This is a genomic window from Vibrio agarivorans (assembly GCF_030409635.1).
Taxonomy (GTDB): Bacteria; Pseudomonadota; Gammaproteobacteria; order Enterobacterales; family Vibrionaceae; genus Vibrio; species Vibrio agarivorans.
In genome coordinates this window covers 21,809-37,626 of record NZ_JAUFQF010000003.1, presented here as the reverse complement: position 1 = coordinate 37,626, position 15,818 = coordinate 21,809, and the positions used below count along the sequence as shown (strand labels likewise).

The window sequence follows — 15,818 nt, the reverse complement described above, 5'->3', positions numbered from 1 at the left end:
ATTTCCTCTTATCTGCGTGTTGACTTGCGTCTCTTGATGACGACAACTTTGTTGTGATTGTTCCACTTGGCAAAGAGTGGGAAATCTTGGTCTTGAGTTGAACGCATTAGCTGGTTCACGATGCCATTCTCACCGCTAAAGTCTGTGTTAATCACCGCAGGGGCAACGATTGGATAATCAATGTTTTCTGTTTCCCACAACAGTGTCCAGCCAGCTTGATGAGCAAATCCATCCAGAGTTTCATGTAGTGACTTATTTTTTTGAATGTGCCAAGAGCGCACAATATAGTCGTTTTGCTTTGGACTTTGCGGTTGGTACATCTGACGAGAGACGAGGGTCTTTTTGTAAGGGTCGATGTGGAACTCTAGGTAGGGATGTTGGATTGCAATTTGATTGATGATGCTTTTCCAGTCTTTACCTTGAACCAATGAGATCTGTTTGCTAGATGAGTTCGCTGGTGGTGTATAGACCCAGCCATCAGGCATTATTGATTCGATAAACGAGTTCATATTCACTAGGGGTGCTTTAGAATCCGCTCGCGAAAGTGCCGATAAATCGCCACCGTCATTAGGCTTTAATGTCGCTTTGAAATTAGGTGCGTCTTTGGATGCTACTACGATATTGGATGGTGCATTGTGCTGTAGCTGTGCAAGCAGTAGGTCGTCTGAACTGGAAGCAACTTTGTTCTGTAATTCAAGCGTTTGTCGCTGAATATCAGCTTGCGTGTTATAAAATGACTCTTCTCTGTTGCGTTGCTCATCGTATATCGCTCGCTGTGTAGCGACATTTCTTTTATGCATTTGCTGCTCTTGTTCATGAAAATCGTCAAGCATCGCTATGCGTTCATATTCAAGAGAATTTTTGTCTGCCATTAGACGTTTTTGCTGAACCAGTAGGTCTTCTTGCTTCAACTCTACAGCCAATCGTTGACGCATGGTTTCATCGTACTTTTGGTCAGCTCTGCGCTGTTGAGCCTGTTGCCATTCCAACATTTGACCCAGTACAAACTCACTGGTCATCGCGCTTCTTTCAATGGCTTTGGTTTGGGCTTTGGAAGCTTCAATTTGAGCAACTGCGAGTTGATGGTCAGTTGTGGGTCTAATGGAGTCTACCGATACATAAACACCTGCGTTAACCGTAGGAGAGAGAGCGATAGCAGCACACAGACCTGTGAGCATTATCGTGCGCAAATTTTTCATCTTCATAGCCTAATCCTTATGCATATAGACGTTAGTGTATTATAAAACACATCGTATGCAATCAATTTTTTACGTGTGTCGGTCATTCTTTAGTCTCGCGTGTGATGTTGATGTTCTCGCTGCCCAGATGCGCTTTACAATGTCGAGAAGTGAGTAATTGAAAAAACCAGCGATACCACACGCTATTGTCCAAATAATTGTGAAGATCAAGAACTCGTAGGTCTTCACTAGCCCCAATATCGGTAGGGGTAATAGTACGGAAGCATCAAAAATCCAAATCTTAAATTTGTGGTTCTCTCGGTCAGTGTTTGCCATTTTCTACCTCATGTACTTGGATAGGGTTGCTTCATCGATTAGCCCTTGTTCGTACAAGTTAGCTGCTGCCTGTTTGAATGATGTTTGCTGTATTTCCAGAAGATGCCTGACTGAGCGCTTTAGGGCAGTGAGTCCATTTTCCATTGCGTCTTTGAGCGTGTCTTTTACCTCTGTTGTGAGTATCAGTTGTTCTCGAACAGCTATCATTTCACCTCCAACGCGGTCTTCTAGTTTTTGCGCAACCATTATCTCAGTTTCAGAAATGAGGTTGTCCATCAGAGCTTCACGTTCGGAGGATGGGAATTTCATATAGATTCGAGAGAACGCTGACTCGACACTGTTTGCATGTAACGTAGAAGAAACGATATGACCTGTGTTGCTAAATTCGATACCTGCTTTAAATGACTCTAGATCTGTCATTTCCGTCACGGCTACCCAAGTAGGCGCTTTGCGTACAGCAGTGGATATTGCTTGTTCGTAGTCTTTAGCGTCACCTCCACTTTCCCCCGATTCTGCAACGGAATACGTAATGATTTCATTGGACGGATGGATGAGTACGTTATGCCACATATATTCAGGTGGGCGACCATATTCTAAAATTCGGGTATGGGATGGCTTTTCTAAAATGTACCTCATGATTGCGGCAAGGGTCGTGGTTTTACCTGTACCTGTACCACCAATGAGCAGTATCATGCCTTGAGTCATTGATTCCACATGGTCTAATAACTCTCCCTCAATACCTATATCAGAGGCTTTAGGGACATCTTCGGGAATTGGGCGAATCGCCACATCCAGACCTCGAAAATTACCATTGGTATGAGTCGTTAGAGAATAGCGAAAGGCAGTTTTTTTGTTGGGGTTCAATCGATCAGTAACGATGTAGCGATCATTGATTGATTCACCACCGTAAGCTCGACCAACTTTGTTGCCCGTCATCGAGTCCATGAGTGTTTCAACTTCACTATGAGTTAACTCACGATTAGTGATGAGTTGAAACTTGTTCCCCTTTCGTCCTCTGATATAGTTGTCTGAGGCAATATAAATGTCTCTGTATTTAGCCTCAACAGCTTTGATGAGAATAACGTCCAGCGCATTAGCATCAATCATTGATACGATAATGGGCGAGGGAGTCATTAACCAGTTATCACTTACCTGCGGAGCGCCCGTGCTTTTTAGCTCGTGACTACCATAGGATTTAATTAGATAGGAGAGTTCTAAACTGCTCATCTCTGAGTTCGTCCATCAGTTGTTCATGTTCCGTTGTATAGATAGTGACATCACTGTTTTGTACTTCCTGTAGATCGATAGCCCCTGTGATGATTGAATCACGCAGATCTTTACGGTTCGTATTAATGTATTGGCTTGATGCATACCCACTCCATTGACTCGTGTCAGTAACGAACTGACTTTGAGATGTTATTTGGATTGTGGTTGGGTTTATCGTCAATTCTTCTAAACCATCGAGTTTTCTGTGCTCTAGGTGATAATTGGTAGAGTCAACGTTGACCTCTGTGATCATCCCGACCTCTACTAGATACCAGTAATTCGTAATACCAATTAGATCAGAGAAAAGGTGGTTCATACGCTTGCGGTATTCTTCTTGTGCTGACTCAATTCCACGTTCCCAACCTTTTTCAGTTGCTCGCTTCCATAGCTCACGCTCTTCTTGGTTCGATGGCAGCATGGAACGTGCAGGAGGGGATAGGTCTCGATGTTCATTTGGAAAAACGTAATCGAACCAATGCGGAGGACTCACCCTAAGCGTAGGTTTTTTTCTATATCTGAAATGCTCATCTCCACTAATGATGAGTTCATCGTCAACGGTTTTAATTGAGCTATCAATCTCATCGACAACCCCACCCACAAGGTACATTCCAGCGGCAGCCCCATCAGAGAGTAGTGATGACAGTCGTCTGAAATCCAGAAGTGTGTCCCAACGCTGTTTGTTTGCCATCATCTGTGTTTCTAGGTACTGCATCTCAGTCATGTAGCCATGATTAAATGCGTACTCCCCTGCAATTTGTATCTTCTTTTTTTGTAAAACCGACTTCTGTTTACGTTCTTCTAGGTAGGCTGCATTATTAGAATTAAGGTCTTTTAATTCGTTAAGTGGCATTATTCCGTCATTGGACAAAACATTGGCACTATATGCAAACGTAGTGCATATCATTATTTTAAAAAAAGTAATGGCTCTAATTAATTTCATAACTAGTTGACCTTGGGGCATCTAATGATTTGTATTCAATTAATATGGACTCAAAATTGGGATCGATTCGTATGTCTACATAATGTCCAACTTGCATGTCTAGTGACTCTAGGACGAGGGACAGCGGTTGATTTCGCTGTTGGACGCTGACGGGTACGCCTTGGGCTGGTTTTCTGCCAATCTCAAGAACCTTATTCATGTCCCAGCCAAGCTGGATAGAGAGCACTTGTAGGGCTGTTTTGAGATCACAAGTACAGTCGAAATCCCGATTGATGTCTAAGCCACTGAATTTAGTTGGTTTTAGTTTTTTTGAGTGTTGTTCATACTGTAAATCAACTTTAGTTTTTCGTGCCGAAACCAACCGATTATTGGCATCAATTAGGTCTTGTGTGAACGACTCTAACTCTACATCTATGAGATTTCGTTGCTGATTCGATGGTGGGGCTGTCTCGTTGATAGCTACACTAGATGAGCAAGCTGTAATGGTATTGATAATGGCTATTGCTAGTAACGCAAATTTAACATTAACCCTCATAGAGCACTCCGTATCATGATATGGGTTTGTGTATTATAGAATACATCAATTTAGGTTGCTTTTGCCAATATAAAAAAATGTTGTTTTTATCAATAGCTTGTACCCCATATTGCATAAGGGGTAGGGGGCGGCTGGGTCTTCGTGTTTTATGACGAACTTCATTTTTTTTTGAAGCAGCGTCATGAAATATTGATATACAGAAAAGTTCGTAGCATAATGATTCACATATTTTTACAAACGTCAGTATTTATAACAAGCGCAGGGATTAGCAGTTTGGAACATACGTTTTACAAAACGATGGAATCTGAAATATCAGGCGATTCAAATCTAATACATATAATATGTGAGGCATTCAACTTGTCTCAGCACCAATTGACCCCTGATTACCTCGATCTAAAATCCATCATGGACATCAACGATTTTATAGCTCAGCAAAAATCGTCACAAAGAAATAATATCTATATTGCAGAACGCCTTGCTGGTGGTAGGCGAGCTGTGGTGAGACATTCTGGTGTCGAGCCTCAATTATATGAGGAATATTTTAGAACACATGATTATAAGGCGCTTAGCCAGCTTTTTGTTACCCATTTTGATTTTGATACTGCCTTTTTCGAGTTTGGTCGCACCTACTATAACCGTGATCAAATCACATTGTTCAGATCTAAAAACCTATCCTATGCAATGCGCTACGTTACCGACATTGTAGCCTTAACCTCTTGCATCGATTCGCTAGAGGCATTTGAGTCTTTAGTTCGCCTATCACCTGCTGAGTATAACCAAGCCATTAATGATTCTATTGCATCTCTAACGGTCAGACAGATTGAGTCAGCGTTGGGGCTAACTAATGGCTCACTGGATATGCGCCATTCTCAATTTGTCCAATATTTCGACTCTGCCTTGTCCTGAGTTTTTTTCAAAAACATCAAAAAGAGAAGCCGAGGCTTCTCTTTTGTTATTAGGTGTTGAGTGCATCGAGCATAGCCTTTTTATAATGCCGCTGGTTGGAACGGCTCTTAATCATTAGCCAGATTATCCTCAGAACCACAAGTATTAAGGGTGTTGGCGGCACGAAATCTGAAACATCTCTAAAGTTCCCTGCTATAACTACTAATGCCAGAAAACCGAGTATAAGTTGCAGGACTACTGCATTCGATGACGGTATCAAATCCAAAATTTTGAGTTCTTTCTGCACTTTGCTAAGGTTTGTGACCTCAGAGGTATTAGTGGTCTTATTCTGTATAGCAGCCACGTACCTTAAGCCTTTCTTTTTGACCTCTGCTATAACTGCGGTTACAGATTGTCCCTCACGGAAGTTCATATCCGAATTGTCTATTTCCAAACAGACCTCTTGACCTTCTGTTGTTTGTATCCAAACCTTGATGTGTTTTGTGCTACTTGAGCTAATGCTTGGGCTGTTTACAAAACCATGTCCGTTTTGGATGTGTACTCTCGTGCCTGTTGAATAAACGTCTGTCTCGTAGTCAGTGCCTTGCTCAAGTACCGTCCCAGAGACAGTTAAGAGTTCGATTTTGTGTCGCCTAAATTTCACCATGCTCATTGAAACTCCTTTTCCATTTTTGTTTAAAAGTGATGTTCATATTAGATAGCTACGTTGGCTAAGCTGTCTACAATTTCGTTGACAACATCACGTTGGGTTAACGGTTTTTCGTCAAACTGAGTGAATGAGAGTCTACGCTCGATCTCGCCTTTGGCTGTACCGTGAGGAAACTGTTTCGCTAAGCGTAGAAATGCTGTCTTTTCACCATAACGTTTTCGCGAAAGCAATTTGATCTGTTCATCAACTTTATCAGAGGCGAAATTCCATAAGTAGCTCGCAGTTATTTGGTTACGTAACAATTGGACAAGGTAGCCCGAGATACCTCGATATTTGCCTATATACAAAATGATTCTACCAAAGCCATCTTCACTACGTACCTTGCGTTTCATCTCAGCTACGAACGAGTCAGACAACGAATAGCGCTCTTGTAGTACCTGAGCATCACTGTCAGTCAACGTCAGCATATAGATGTTAGTAGCGAGCTTAATAAAGTCGTTTGGCGCATGATCTAGCTGCTGTGACGATAGCGTTGAGATTAATGAGTATTTACGGGCAATAAGTACTTGCTGTGACAACACATCGTCCATTTCATCCGATTTCATTTGTCTGTATTCGTCCATATATCGGTGTTTGGGTAAATCGGCTTCCTCATCCAGAATAGTTTGATAGTGATAACGGTAGATTTCAGGAACAAGCTTCAAAAAGGTGTTTGGGTCTCGCCAGAAATTTCTGGTCGCCAGTTGGTTCGCAATCATTCCGAAAATTTGTTTTATAAATCGTGTGTCAGGATCTTCGCCATCACCTGCAACGCCTTTCAAATCGACTCCGACCACTCGTGCTTGTGACACGTCTAACTGGGACTTTTTACCTAGAACGTTTTTGAATCTTGATGTGATGGATTCGAGTGTTGCGATGATATGGTCAAACAAGAAGACCGTTGGCGCACTGTCTAACCTGAATGTGTGCAAGTCTTTACGCATTCTGTCTGATTGCTGCATGAGGCGTAACAGGTCACGCAAATCAGGCGAGCCTTGGCGGTGACAAAAACGAGCATGTTTAAAGTAAGTGGTCTTATCGAACGCAAACAGCTTATCTCGAATGGTGTACCAACTGAGAACCTCGTTGTCAGCCACCACGATTTTTCCTGTCTCTATCAATTGGTTTATTTCGAGATGCAATCGCTGCTCTTCATTCACATACTCACCAAGGCGAGAGTCATAGCGCAAGGGATTGGCTCGGAAATATTCAAAGAATTCGTTGATGATTTTATAAACGGCATTCGATACCTGTCCGTTGGCGGGTGTAGGTGATGTGCCATTGATCATTCGAGACAACAGGGAGCTAGCAAAGCCCATTTCAGTTTCTTCAAGCACATTGAGACCAAATTGTGGCTCTAAGATGTTGACTGCATTACCGAGCTTATTGATGAGTGAAATACAAACGATGGTGTGCAATTGACTCTCGGGTAGCCAAGCCTTAAGTGAGTTCAGATAGTTGTGTACACCAGAGCCAAAGTCGATATAGGCAAGCGGTGGTAGAGCAATATTGCCTTTAGCGAACATGATTCCATTGTTATAGACGGATGAAAACACGGTCTTACCCGATGACATCCCACCAGCGATCATATTTGCCTGATAATCCTGTTTGGCAGTTGTTGGGTCAATCGGAAATGGCTTGCCATCTAGTGAACTTAAGCATAGTGCTCCCTGATCGATAGGTGTAGCAGCCCGTGTTATCGGTAAAGTTGCGATATGTTTGTCAGCAATTTGAATACATGGTCTTGATGATTGTTTTTTTGAAAAAGCGGGTAATGTTGCGTAATACCCTGCAAAGGTGTCGTTGGGACTGCGCGGTGTCAGAGAGCGCCAGCTCATTAATGCCTGATTAATGTCTCGCTTTTGTTGCTGAACCTTCTCAATCGTTTCGCCCCAAGTAGCGATACTTAGAGTCCCTTTGAGTAGGGTACGGTTATTTTTATCGGCTTCCATGACCAGATTTGATGCCGCTGAATGGATGTTTCTGGCGTAACCTGTAAACATTATCCACAGAAGCCAGCCCTGCCTAATCCCAAGCTCAGTCATGATCTGCTTAGTACCCGTTTCCAATTCGTAGTACGCACGAAACGGCACACGCCTATCTAAAGCTCTTAGAAATTCATTGAACGTAGAGTAGTCATTTGAGATATGGAAATACTCTCTATCAATGGTGGTGACAAAATAGTTTCCAGCATCTATCACACCTCCTGTATTTTTGACTCGCGTTTTATCATCAGTAATGATTTGGTAGGCAAGGGGAGGGTGAGAAATCAATGTGGACTCAGTGTTGTTCACCGTTAGGTCTTCTTCATCACTGAGGCTTTTCGGTTTCCAGTAATGATTGAGCGGAGTTTGACTCTCTTCTTCTTTGCAATATTTAAGATAGGTTTCCCCATCTATTTCGTTCAGAGCTAGGTAGTTACTCAACGCTTGAACCATCACCTTGACGAATGCGTTGTGCTGTTGAATAAGCTCTAGCGCATCCATCATCGTGTTCTGAGCAACGGCAGGGATGCTCTCGACTACAATCTTTTCACCTGCTAATTCAGGTTGTTCATAATGCAGACTTTCAACTGCCTGTTTTTTGGTTTTCAGTATCAGTAAGGTGCGTTCAAAAGCAGTGTTGTCCAAAAGGTCTCTCTTTTGTGATTCAAAAAAGTGCCTCGCGTCTATCCCGAGACGTTCAATCGTCTCGATGGTTGGTTGAAAGCAATAATCGAGTTGGTCTTGGGTACGGGATGGATCGCGTACGTACATGAGACCAATGGTATGATGTGGCTCGCGTAAAATGCTTTGGGTGTTACCTTCAATCTCAGCAATAAAGTTCACCTCTGTCTGATTAGTTAAGTATCGGTGCGTACCGAGTATCTCGATTGCGGTGAAAACAGAGCCATCAGAGTTAATAATCACATTTGGGTTGTGTTGGGAGATACACATTAAATTGCAATGGCTAAACGCATTATTCTGAATGCCATCAGCCAGCATGTTAGTCACTTGTGAGAAAGTAGGTAATCCAAACATCTATCGCTCTCGATTAGTAAAGCACATTCAGTGCTTGCGGTTGAACATGAGCTACTGGTCGTTCTGTTGAACTCAGTTGTGCTGACTCTTTGGATTTGAGCTGTTGTATTTTCCTCTCATCATCACGTACTTTGATGTCCTGAAATATCTGTCTAATGAGATCTGCCTTTACGTCTGGATTTGCGCTCGCTTCTTCAAGCTGCATAAGGTCTTTGGTCTGTATTACTCCCTCACTCGGATATGAAGCCGCTAGTTTAAATACGACATCGTTCTGAATTAACTGGTGAAATACATCAGTGTTTTTCATTGCACTAAACATACACATTCCTTCTATTGTTCAAATGCTGGTTTCAATTGTGGTATCAAACCGTGTGCTGGCATCTGCTGTCTGAGGCGTTGACATTCGTCTCTACCGTTGACAATGAACCGAGTAGAGCCATTACTAAAGCCCACCAATTGAAAACCTTTTTCCACTAAACCCATCGATGCTTGACGTAGCATGATACGGTCATAAGCGCGGATATATGAGGCAATGGGGGAGGTGAATCGCTCAGAGGTTTTCTTGTAGCTCAATGACAGCCAGAGCGCTTCATTGACTGAGCCGTTGACGTAGGAGAGAAACTTAACGTTGTTATCTGGGATGTTTGGGGCAAAAGGCAGTTTTTCTGCAAAAGTAACATACCCCACATACAGCTCTAACAGTGCATAATTACAAAGGTCGATGATCTCAGGAATAGCCGCCCATTCACGATATGAGCTTTTGCTGATCTCTCTCCCAAGCGGAACAAATTTCTCGTGCCGAGCATCCATCGACAGCACTTTAAAGCGTATAAAACCTGCATACTGTTGAGAGTATTCGATGAGCTTTTGAATGGTCTCTTCATTAACGATTTCGTTGCCATCCATTCCAATCTTTTGTCCGTCAAACTCAGTGGTTTCTCGGTAGTCTTCTTGAATAGGATAGCTTTGACCTAGTAGATGTAAGAAGTACGGTGTTTTTGGAAAGTAGGCTGAAACCACTGGGTTAGAAGATGACGGTTTTATTTTTACATTGTTCGATTGAAGCTTTTGTAGGGAGTTATCAACTGCGTAGCCGAGGCTTTCTGACTCGCGTCCATCGAGCCTCAATGTTTGATATGTAAGGTCTGGGTAGATATGATCGCGAATCTTCTCCAAGATGGTGTAGGACTCATCAGTTGGAACAACCTGATACATGTCAAAAAGCTTTTCAGCAATTTTGGCTATCACTGTTGAAAACACGGGTAGCTTTTCAGATAACGTTTCAGTGATGCCCAACTCAATAGCGATATTAGCCGCTGAAATACCATAATAGCCAGCATGTTTGATCCCGTACTGTGTCTTTAGCCCCAACGCTTTAAAGCGGTGGGGTTTTATGTTGGTGATGTAGGTGTACTCAGGCGGCAAATTAGCGATCTTTACACGTTCTACCTGCTCAGGTTTATCTTCCCCAGACATGTACCCAGTCACAGGGTAATGGTTAGTTTTTGGGTCATCTATCCATATAAATGCCATCAATGGTTTTCTCGACAAGTTCATCCATGCCTCTTTTGTTTTAGTAATTTGGCAGCATCAAACCACGCTGCAGGATTATGTTGATTAGTCTCATTGTCTTGAATGAGGATATAACGAGCGAAAGATTTGATTTCGGTTTCAAATTTACTGGGTTCAAACAGCAGTCTCAGCCCAGCAAATGTTCCAATTTCTGCTAGTTGATTTGCACTGTCTGTTTTGAATGCCCGAGCCAGATACTCATCTTCTGTCATCATTGCGAAGATGTTGGCAAAGTGAAGAGGGTCGTTGGTTTGAAAGTTTCTATAAACAACCCCTTTTGTCGCTTTGACTGCGCTCATCAAGGTATCTAAGTCGGCTTTTTGCCTTTTCAGTAAGGTAAACTTCTTAGAGGACTGATTAACCGTACTCACTACATGGTCGAACGCATAACTGATAATTTGTATTTGATTGAGAACGGCTTGAGGTATTTGCGGTACGTAAACCACTGACGCCATATTATTTACACCAACGAAACCTAAATGGCTTGATAGGTGGCAAAATGGGTCTCTCAATGAGAAATTACTTTTGTCGTTATTCGTATGGTCGCCATCTTTATGATGGATGTGGTAGCCAGATGGAATAACTAAACCGCATTTCTCACATCGAAGGGCATTATCACCATCAAAGCTCTCTCGCAGCTCATTGATAAACTCGCCTCTTGCCTCTTGGTAAACTTTGTCATCCTCTTCAACATGGGGATTATCCATACGAGCGGTAGCGTTGACGTTTCGAGTCACTTCCATGAAGAACGCAGGGTCGATACCAAGCTGTTTAAGGTGGTCGTAATTCAACATGTGGTTAATCCGTATTTGTATCTAGAAAGCCGCTTGCGTTGAGGGACTCGACATTGGTTACGGCTTGCACCTCACTTTCATTTAGAAAGGTTTGGGCATTCATTGACATGCATCCTTTAAACCCTGCTAGACAAAAACCAACCGAGACCATAATGAGTCCCATTCTTTTTGGCAGGTTGTTTTTATTGGCGCTGACCCACAAACACAAACCACCAATAATGCAAGCAAGAGCGACTACTACCACGAAGTCAAAAAAGGTCACGCTGAATCCATCGACCAGTACAGCCAACCGATAAAACAAACCACCAGCGGTTTCAGAGTCCGTAGGTGTGTATTCGGAGGATGCAATAGCTTGACATGCATTGAGCGCTGTCACTATAACAAGCAACATCTTTTGTGTTTGTCTAATCGACATACTGACAACCTTAAAATTGAGGTTCAGCATTGCCACCAATTGACAATACTGAACTTGTAATTTGCTTACTCATTATCCCCTAAGAACGCACTCATCTCACTTTGTTGACCTGTAAGTGTTTGAGTACCCATATTGGTGAAAGCGGTGATACCCGTTAGGGCAATCCCTGCAACAAACATGATTGCAGCCGCGCCTTTGGTTTTCGACTGGTCGCCTTGCGCTCTTGATGAGATACCGAAGACCATGATCCCGATGACAATAAGCGCGATACCGATAGTGATACCAGCATCGTACATCAAGCCGCCAGATTCTTGGGTCAGCGTTCTAGCGTCCTTCACACCATCAAGCAAACTACGACTACCTTCTGTTGTTGCAAGTGCATTTGGAATGTGGAACATAAACAGCATAATGAAGCCCAGATGGATTTTTTTTAACAAGTTACACATTGGTCTCTTTCCTTTTTGATTAACACAGTGTTGATAAATATTCGTTTAGGTAGTTTTTTTGAAAAACTACATGCCTATGCCTTGAATGCAGTATTTTTCAAAACAAGTACGTCCCGTTTTAAAATCGATGTTTTGAACCTTACCAACACCACTAACGAACAGATTTTCTTTGAGTCTCATCGGTGATGTGGTTTCAGGGTTATAAACAACGACTTCTTGATTTTCGGGAACAGTGGTTACGACATACCAACCAGCCAGATCTAAGCGATTATCTTGTTTCGCAGGGGCTTGCTTGATGGACGTGTTTTGAGTACGAGGTTTGCTGGAAGTTGCAGGGGTCGCTTTCTTCTGGCTTGAGCTAGGCGCTTTTTTAGCTTGCAAAGCTTTAAGCTCGGCTTTGGTGAATTCTTCGCGCTTACCATCAATGTAGTAGCCACCACTGATTAGCAGTCGGTATCCGTCAGCGGTCTTAACGGCTTTCTCAACCTTGTGCGATCCATGTTTTGAACGAAAACCTTCACCGATAGTCAAGGTAATGGAATTGTCTTTGCCACTTTTCTTAGGGGCATCAACAACGAAGAGCGTTCCATCTTTGAGTGCAGGGTAGACAATATTAAACTCTTTCAATCGAATTCGAGGAACGATTGTCCCCATTTGATTTTTACTACCCGTGTTCATCATGGCGTAAGCATCATCAATTCGGTGTGTTTGGCGAACGAGATCATGTTCAATCGAATCAATGCGGTTGTGTGTTTGGGTATTATAATTAGTAAACTTGAGATTCACCTTTTGAATTTCAGAGTCGATAATGTCAATGATACGGTTTTCATCGTAGATGTTTTCACTAGCCGAACCCGAGCGAGAATTATTCGCTAACTCTCTATTCAGTCTGTCACTTACCGTGATGTCATAATCATTGATTTTCTTACTAACAATTTGATTGATGCGCGTATCGACACTTGTCCCGATAGTGCCTCGCACTTCTTTTGTTACCGTTTCAGTGATTGCCTCAATCTGTGCTGGGTCGGTTTGAGAGGCTTGTTCTACGCCCATTTCCAACGAGTTCAATTGGCTTTGTACATTACCAGCTAACGTCCGTAGGTTGCTGTCACCGTTCATAGCCATTTTTGCTGAGAAACCACTTCCGAGCATAGCCATCACAGAGAGGGCAATCGCAGATATGGGCAATAGATTACTGCTCCCTTTTGCGCTCGACTCCTTTTCAGCGCTAGTCTTCTTCTTTAACATCAGTAATTAACTCCATTTGTATAGGTATAAGTAGTCGCCTTGCTGTAATTACTGAGCAGCGACTCAGGTAGTGATAACGTTTGGGTAAATACAATGCCAACGGGATAGCCGTTAGGTATCGTTATTGTGGGTTGAATGTTTGCGTTCTTTCGTAGATCAGGTAAGAATTCTTCGGCTACAGAAGCAAGTCCCCCAATAATTCGGTCTTTTGTACCAGTAACGGGGTCGTCAGAAATGATCACATTGCCATTTTCGATTGTGGTAGTGGTCGCTTTTACAAACCCTAAAAATGGAGTCATAAACGCAGCAGAAGCTCTTGAGAGGAATCGTTCTGCAAAATGAGTGTCCACATCATGATCGAATAGGGGAGTGAGGTCGGTAGTTATATTCACCCCATAACCATTTATCGGCTGTATCAAATCCCCCATCTGGAATTGTGTCACTCGCAGCAACACTCCGTCTTGACGAGGTGTGATCTCAAAGTTTCCTTGCAGCACCATCGCCTTAAGCGGAGGCTCTACAACATCAAAGAAAACGGGCAAACGATAGTCACTCACAATCTGCCAGCGCAGCTCGGTCATCAACATATCGCCAAGATTGAGAACTCTAACCATTGGTTCTTCGTCTTCGGTTTCAGCGGTAGGATTCCTACTCGCATGGGCAGGACTAGGGTTCGTATCATTGGCTATTCCAAGCCTAGCTCTGTTGTTAGTCTGGTAGTCAGAAGCACCTTCATCATTCACCGCTTGATCTTCGACATACCCGTAATAAGTCACTTGGCTAGCGGCTGAACCATAAGCGGATCTCACTCTAGGTAAGCTATCAATCTCTTGATTCGAGGCTTGAATCAGTGCTGTAAAATCAGGCTGTTTAGGTAGAGCTGGATTAGGCATTAGCAGTTTAGAGATATTGTTAATGAGTAATTGGTCACGGGTCGTTGCTTGACCTTTGCTGTTACCTTGTGCGACCTGTACTGCCACTTTCGTTGGTTTATCAGGTAATGGAGGATATTGGAATTCTGCCTCAATCCGCTCGGTTTTTTCTTGAATAGCGTTGGTACTATCCATGTGGGATTTACCAAGCTCTTGAGCTTCCTCTTTCGCTCTTTGTTCTTGTGCGTCAGCGACACGAGCGGCAGGTGAATCTTCTTGGATCAGAGTTTTCTCATCCGCTTTCGGAGTGGATAGTGAAGCAGGTTGCTGAGAGTAACGTGACCTCTTTGTATTGGCTTGGTCGATGGTCTCAGGTTGATGGCTAATCATTGAGGCGTATTTGTAGGCAATGAACGCGAGCACCAACAAACAGATGACTACCCCGATGATAATCGCTCTTCGATTTTGAGTTTTTTTCGAGGTACGGTCTAAGGCTTTACTCATAAATACTGACCTTCTGTTCTCGGTTATTCACATTAAACCAGTAAGAGCTTCTTGAACGTGCTCGGTAGACGTACAAACCTCTGATGTTGATAGCTGAATCAATCTCATACTTCATGAGAGCACGAGTACGTATGTAGGTAAATTCACCTGATTGGTACACACGCGAGTCTGATGAAAGCCCCGACTGTTTAAGCGCTTTAGCTGATGTCGGTAATCCATGAAGGATTTCGTACATGATTGGGTCATCACCCTTGTTCAACTTGGAAAGGGGGACAACACTTTGCTCGACCTTCGCCTCATTTGACGGGGCAACAGATGGTAAAATCACGTTTCGTTTCACATCAATCGGATGTTTAGGATCTGAGGTGAGCAGGAACGGTATTGGTTGTGGCTCGTTTTCTAAAAAAACAAAACCTGACAACATTTCAAATTCTTCTTTTGCACTGACGAGTAATTGGTTTGCACCTTTTTGAACGAGTTCAAAGGTCTGTGCATCGGTTGGAAAGTAACTCGTTATGGTGTAAGGATGACCTGTAGTATCAAAAAAGGAGATCACACTTGGTCGGTTCACTCGATTGTTTAATTCAATTTGAGATGCTTGATTTGGGTCAAAATGTTCAGTATCTATGGCTATCTGAGGTTTATAGATGAGCTTCTTTTTAGCCGCTTCTACTTCGGCACTTTTCCTTCTTTTTTCAACGATCCTATCTGGGTCATTAATTACAGCATCGACTTCATCCTCTTGCTCGATTTGGTCTTTGAGCGTATCGATTTTGACTTTGTGTTTATGACTGGCAATTTGTTTGTTCTGGTTTTGGATTAACTGCATCGTTAATTCACGCAGTACCGACTTTTGTTGCTCTGAAAACTTGTCTGAATACAACAGCATGTTTTCAACATTGCCATAGCGGTTAAACAAGTCTTTCTTGATAGCGTTTCTGTCGTATTGTTTATGCGTATTGGCATCTACATCAAGTTGTTGACCTTCAAGTTGGTTGATTGGAACTATGCCGCTGTCGTGACCGACAATTGTAATAGCAGCGTTAGCACTGAGCACAGCACTAGCGAGCATCCCACTTAGCATAGTCATCCTAACCA

Annotated in this window: 15 protein-coding genes; 1 reads left to right on the top strand and 14 read right to left on the bottom strand. The window is 42.8% G+C overall.

From position 1 onward, the window contains the following. Positions 1-8: 8 nt before the first annotated feature. The 4 genes from QWZ05_RS07845 to QWZ05_RS07830 all read right to left on the bottom strand — a co-directional run bounded on the left by QWZ05_RS07845 (position 9) and on the right by QWZ05_RS07830 (position 4,255). Positions 9-1,205 carry a TcpQ domain-containing protein gene (locus tag QWZ05_RS07845; RefSeq protein ID WP_290297732.1) on the bottom strand — a complete coding sequence of 399 codons (1,197 nt, stop codon included), beginning with the start codon at positions 1,203-1,205 and terminating at the stop codon, positions 9-11. A gap of 312 nt (positions 1,206-1,517) precedes the next feature. Next, positions 1,518-2,741 (bottom strand): ATPase, T2SS/T4P/T4SS family, encoded by a 1,224-nt coding sequence (locus tag QWZ05_RS07840; protein WP_290297728.1) that lies wholly within the window; start codon positions 2,739-2,741, stop codon positions 1,518-1,520. Beyond that, positions 2,710-3,630, bottom strand: a complete 921-nt coding sequence (locus QWZ05_RS07835; protein WP_290297726.1) for a type IV secretory system conjugative DNA transfer family protein — start codon at positions 3,628-3,630, stop codon at positions 2,710-2,712. The genes QWZ05_RS07840 and QWZ05_RS07835 overlap by 32 nt, the downstream gene beginning before the upstream one ends. A 76-nt stretch (positions 3,631-3,706) precedes the next feature. Further along, positions 3,707-4,255, bottom strand: a complete 549-nt coding sequence (locus tag QWZ05_RS07830) for a DotD/TraH family lipoprotein (protein ID WP_290297724.1) — start codon at positions 4,253-4,255, stop codon at positions 3,707-3,709. 273 nt (positions 4,256-4,528) lie between these two features. Here QWZ05_RS07830 and QWZ05_RS07825 point away from each other — a divergent pair, with 273 nt between their 5' ends. Beyond that, positions 4,529-5,161 (top strand): hypothetical protein, encoded by a 633-nt coding sequence (locus QWZ05_RS07825; protein WP_290297721.1) that lies wholly within the window; start codon positions 4,529-4,531, stop codon positions 5,159-5,161. A 49-nt stretch (positions 5,162-5,210) separates the two neighbouring features. Here QWZ05_RS07825 and QWZ05_RS07820 read toward each other — a convergent pair whose 3' ends face one another. The 10 genes from QWZ05_RS07820 to QWZ05_RS07775 all read right to left on the bottom strand — a co-directional run bounded on the left by QWZ05_RS07820 (position 5,211) and on the right by QWZ05_RS07775 (position 15,810). After that, positions 5,211-5,813, bottom strand: a complete 603-nt coding sequence (locus QWZ05_RS07820; RefSeq protein WP_290297720.1) for a hypothetical protein — start codon at positions 5,811-5,813, stop codon at positions 5,211-5,213. A gap of 41 nt (positions 5,814-5,854) precedes the next feature. After that, complete coding sequence (locus QWZ05_RS07815) at positions 5,855-8,869, bottom strand: putative type IV secretion/conjugal transfer ATPase (protein ID WP_290297718.1); 3,015 nt, start codon at positions 8,867-8,869, stop codon at positions 5,855-5,857. Between the two features lie 13 nt (positions 8,870-8,882). Further along, entirely contained in the window at positions 8,883-9,188 is a 306-nt protein-coding gene (locus QWZ05_RS07810) for a hypothetical protein (protein WP_290297716.1), read from the bottom strand. Between the two features lie 11 nt (positions 9,189-9,199). Then, positions 9,200-10,426, bottom strand: coding sequence for a hypothetical protein (locus tag QWZ05_RS07805; RefSeq protein WP_290297715.1), 1,227 nt, complete (start codon positions 10,424-10,426; stop codon positions 9,200-9,202). Beyond that, positions 10,423-11,235, bottom strand: coding sequence for an HNH endonuclease signature motif containing protein (locus QWZ05_RS07800; protein WP_290297713.1), 813 nt, complete (start codon positions 11,233-11,235; stop codon positions 10,423-10,425). Before QWZ05_RS07800 ends, QWZ05_RS07805 begins: the two co-directional genes overlap by 4 nt. A gap of 4 nt (positions 11,236-11,239) precedes the next feature. Beyond that, on the bottom strand, positions 11,240-11,650 hold the full coding sequence (locus tag QWZ05_RS07795; protein WP_290297711.1) for a hypothetical protein: 411 nt from the start codon (positions 11,648-11,650) through the stop codon (positions 11,240-11,242). A gap of 65 nt (positions 11,651-11,715) precedes the next feature. Further along, positions 11,716-12,096, bottom strand: coding sequence for a hypothetical protein (locus QWZ05_RS07790; protein WP_290297710.1), 381 nt, complete (start codon positions 12,094-12,096; stop codon positions 11,716-11,718). Positions 12,097-12,162: 66 nt separating this feature from the next. After that, complete coding sequence (locus tag QWZ05_RS07785; RefSeq protein WP_290297708.1) at positions 12,163-13,344, bottom strand: hypothetical protein; 1,182 nt, start codon at positions 13,342-13,344, stop codon at positions 12,163-12,165. Continuing rightward, positions 13,344-14,720: a TraB/TrbI/VirB10 family type IV secretion system protein gene (locus QWZ05_RS07780; protein ID WP_290297707.1), complete on the bottom strand. Its 1,377-nt coding sequence runs from the start codon at positions 14,718-14,720 to the stop codon at positions 13,344-13,346. The genes QWZ05_RS07785 and QWZ05_RS07780 overlap by 1 nt, the downstream gene beginning before the upstream one ends. After that, a complete protein-coding gene (locus tag QWZ05_RS07775; protein WP_290297705.1) occupies positions 14,713-15,810 on the bottom strand; it encodes a DotH/IcmK family type IV secretion protein in 1,098 nt (365 codons plus the stop codon). The genes QWZ05_RS07780 and QWZ05_RS07775 overlap by 8 nt, the downstream gene beginning before the upstream one ends. Positions 15,811-15,818: the final 8 nt, after the last annotated feature.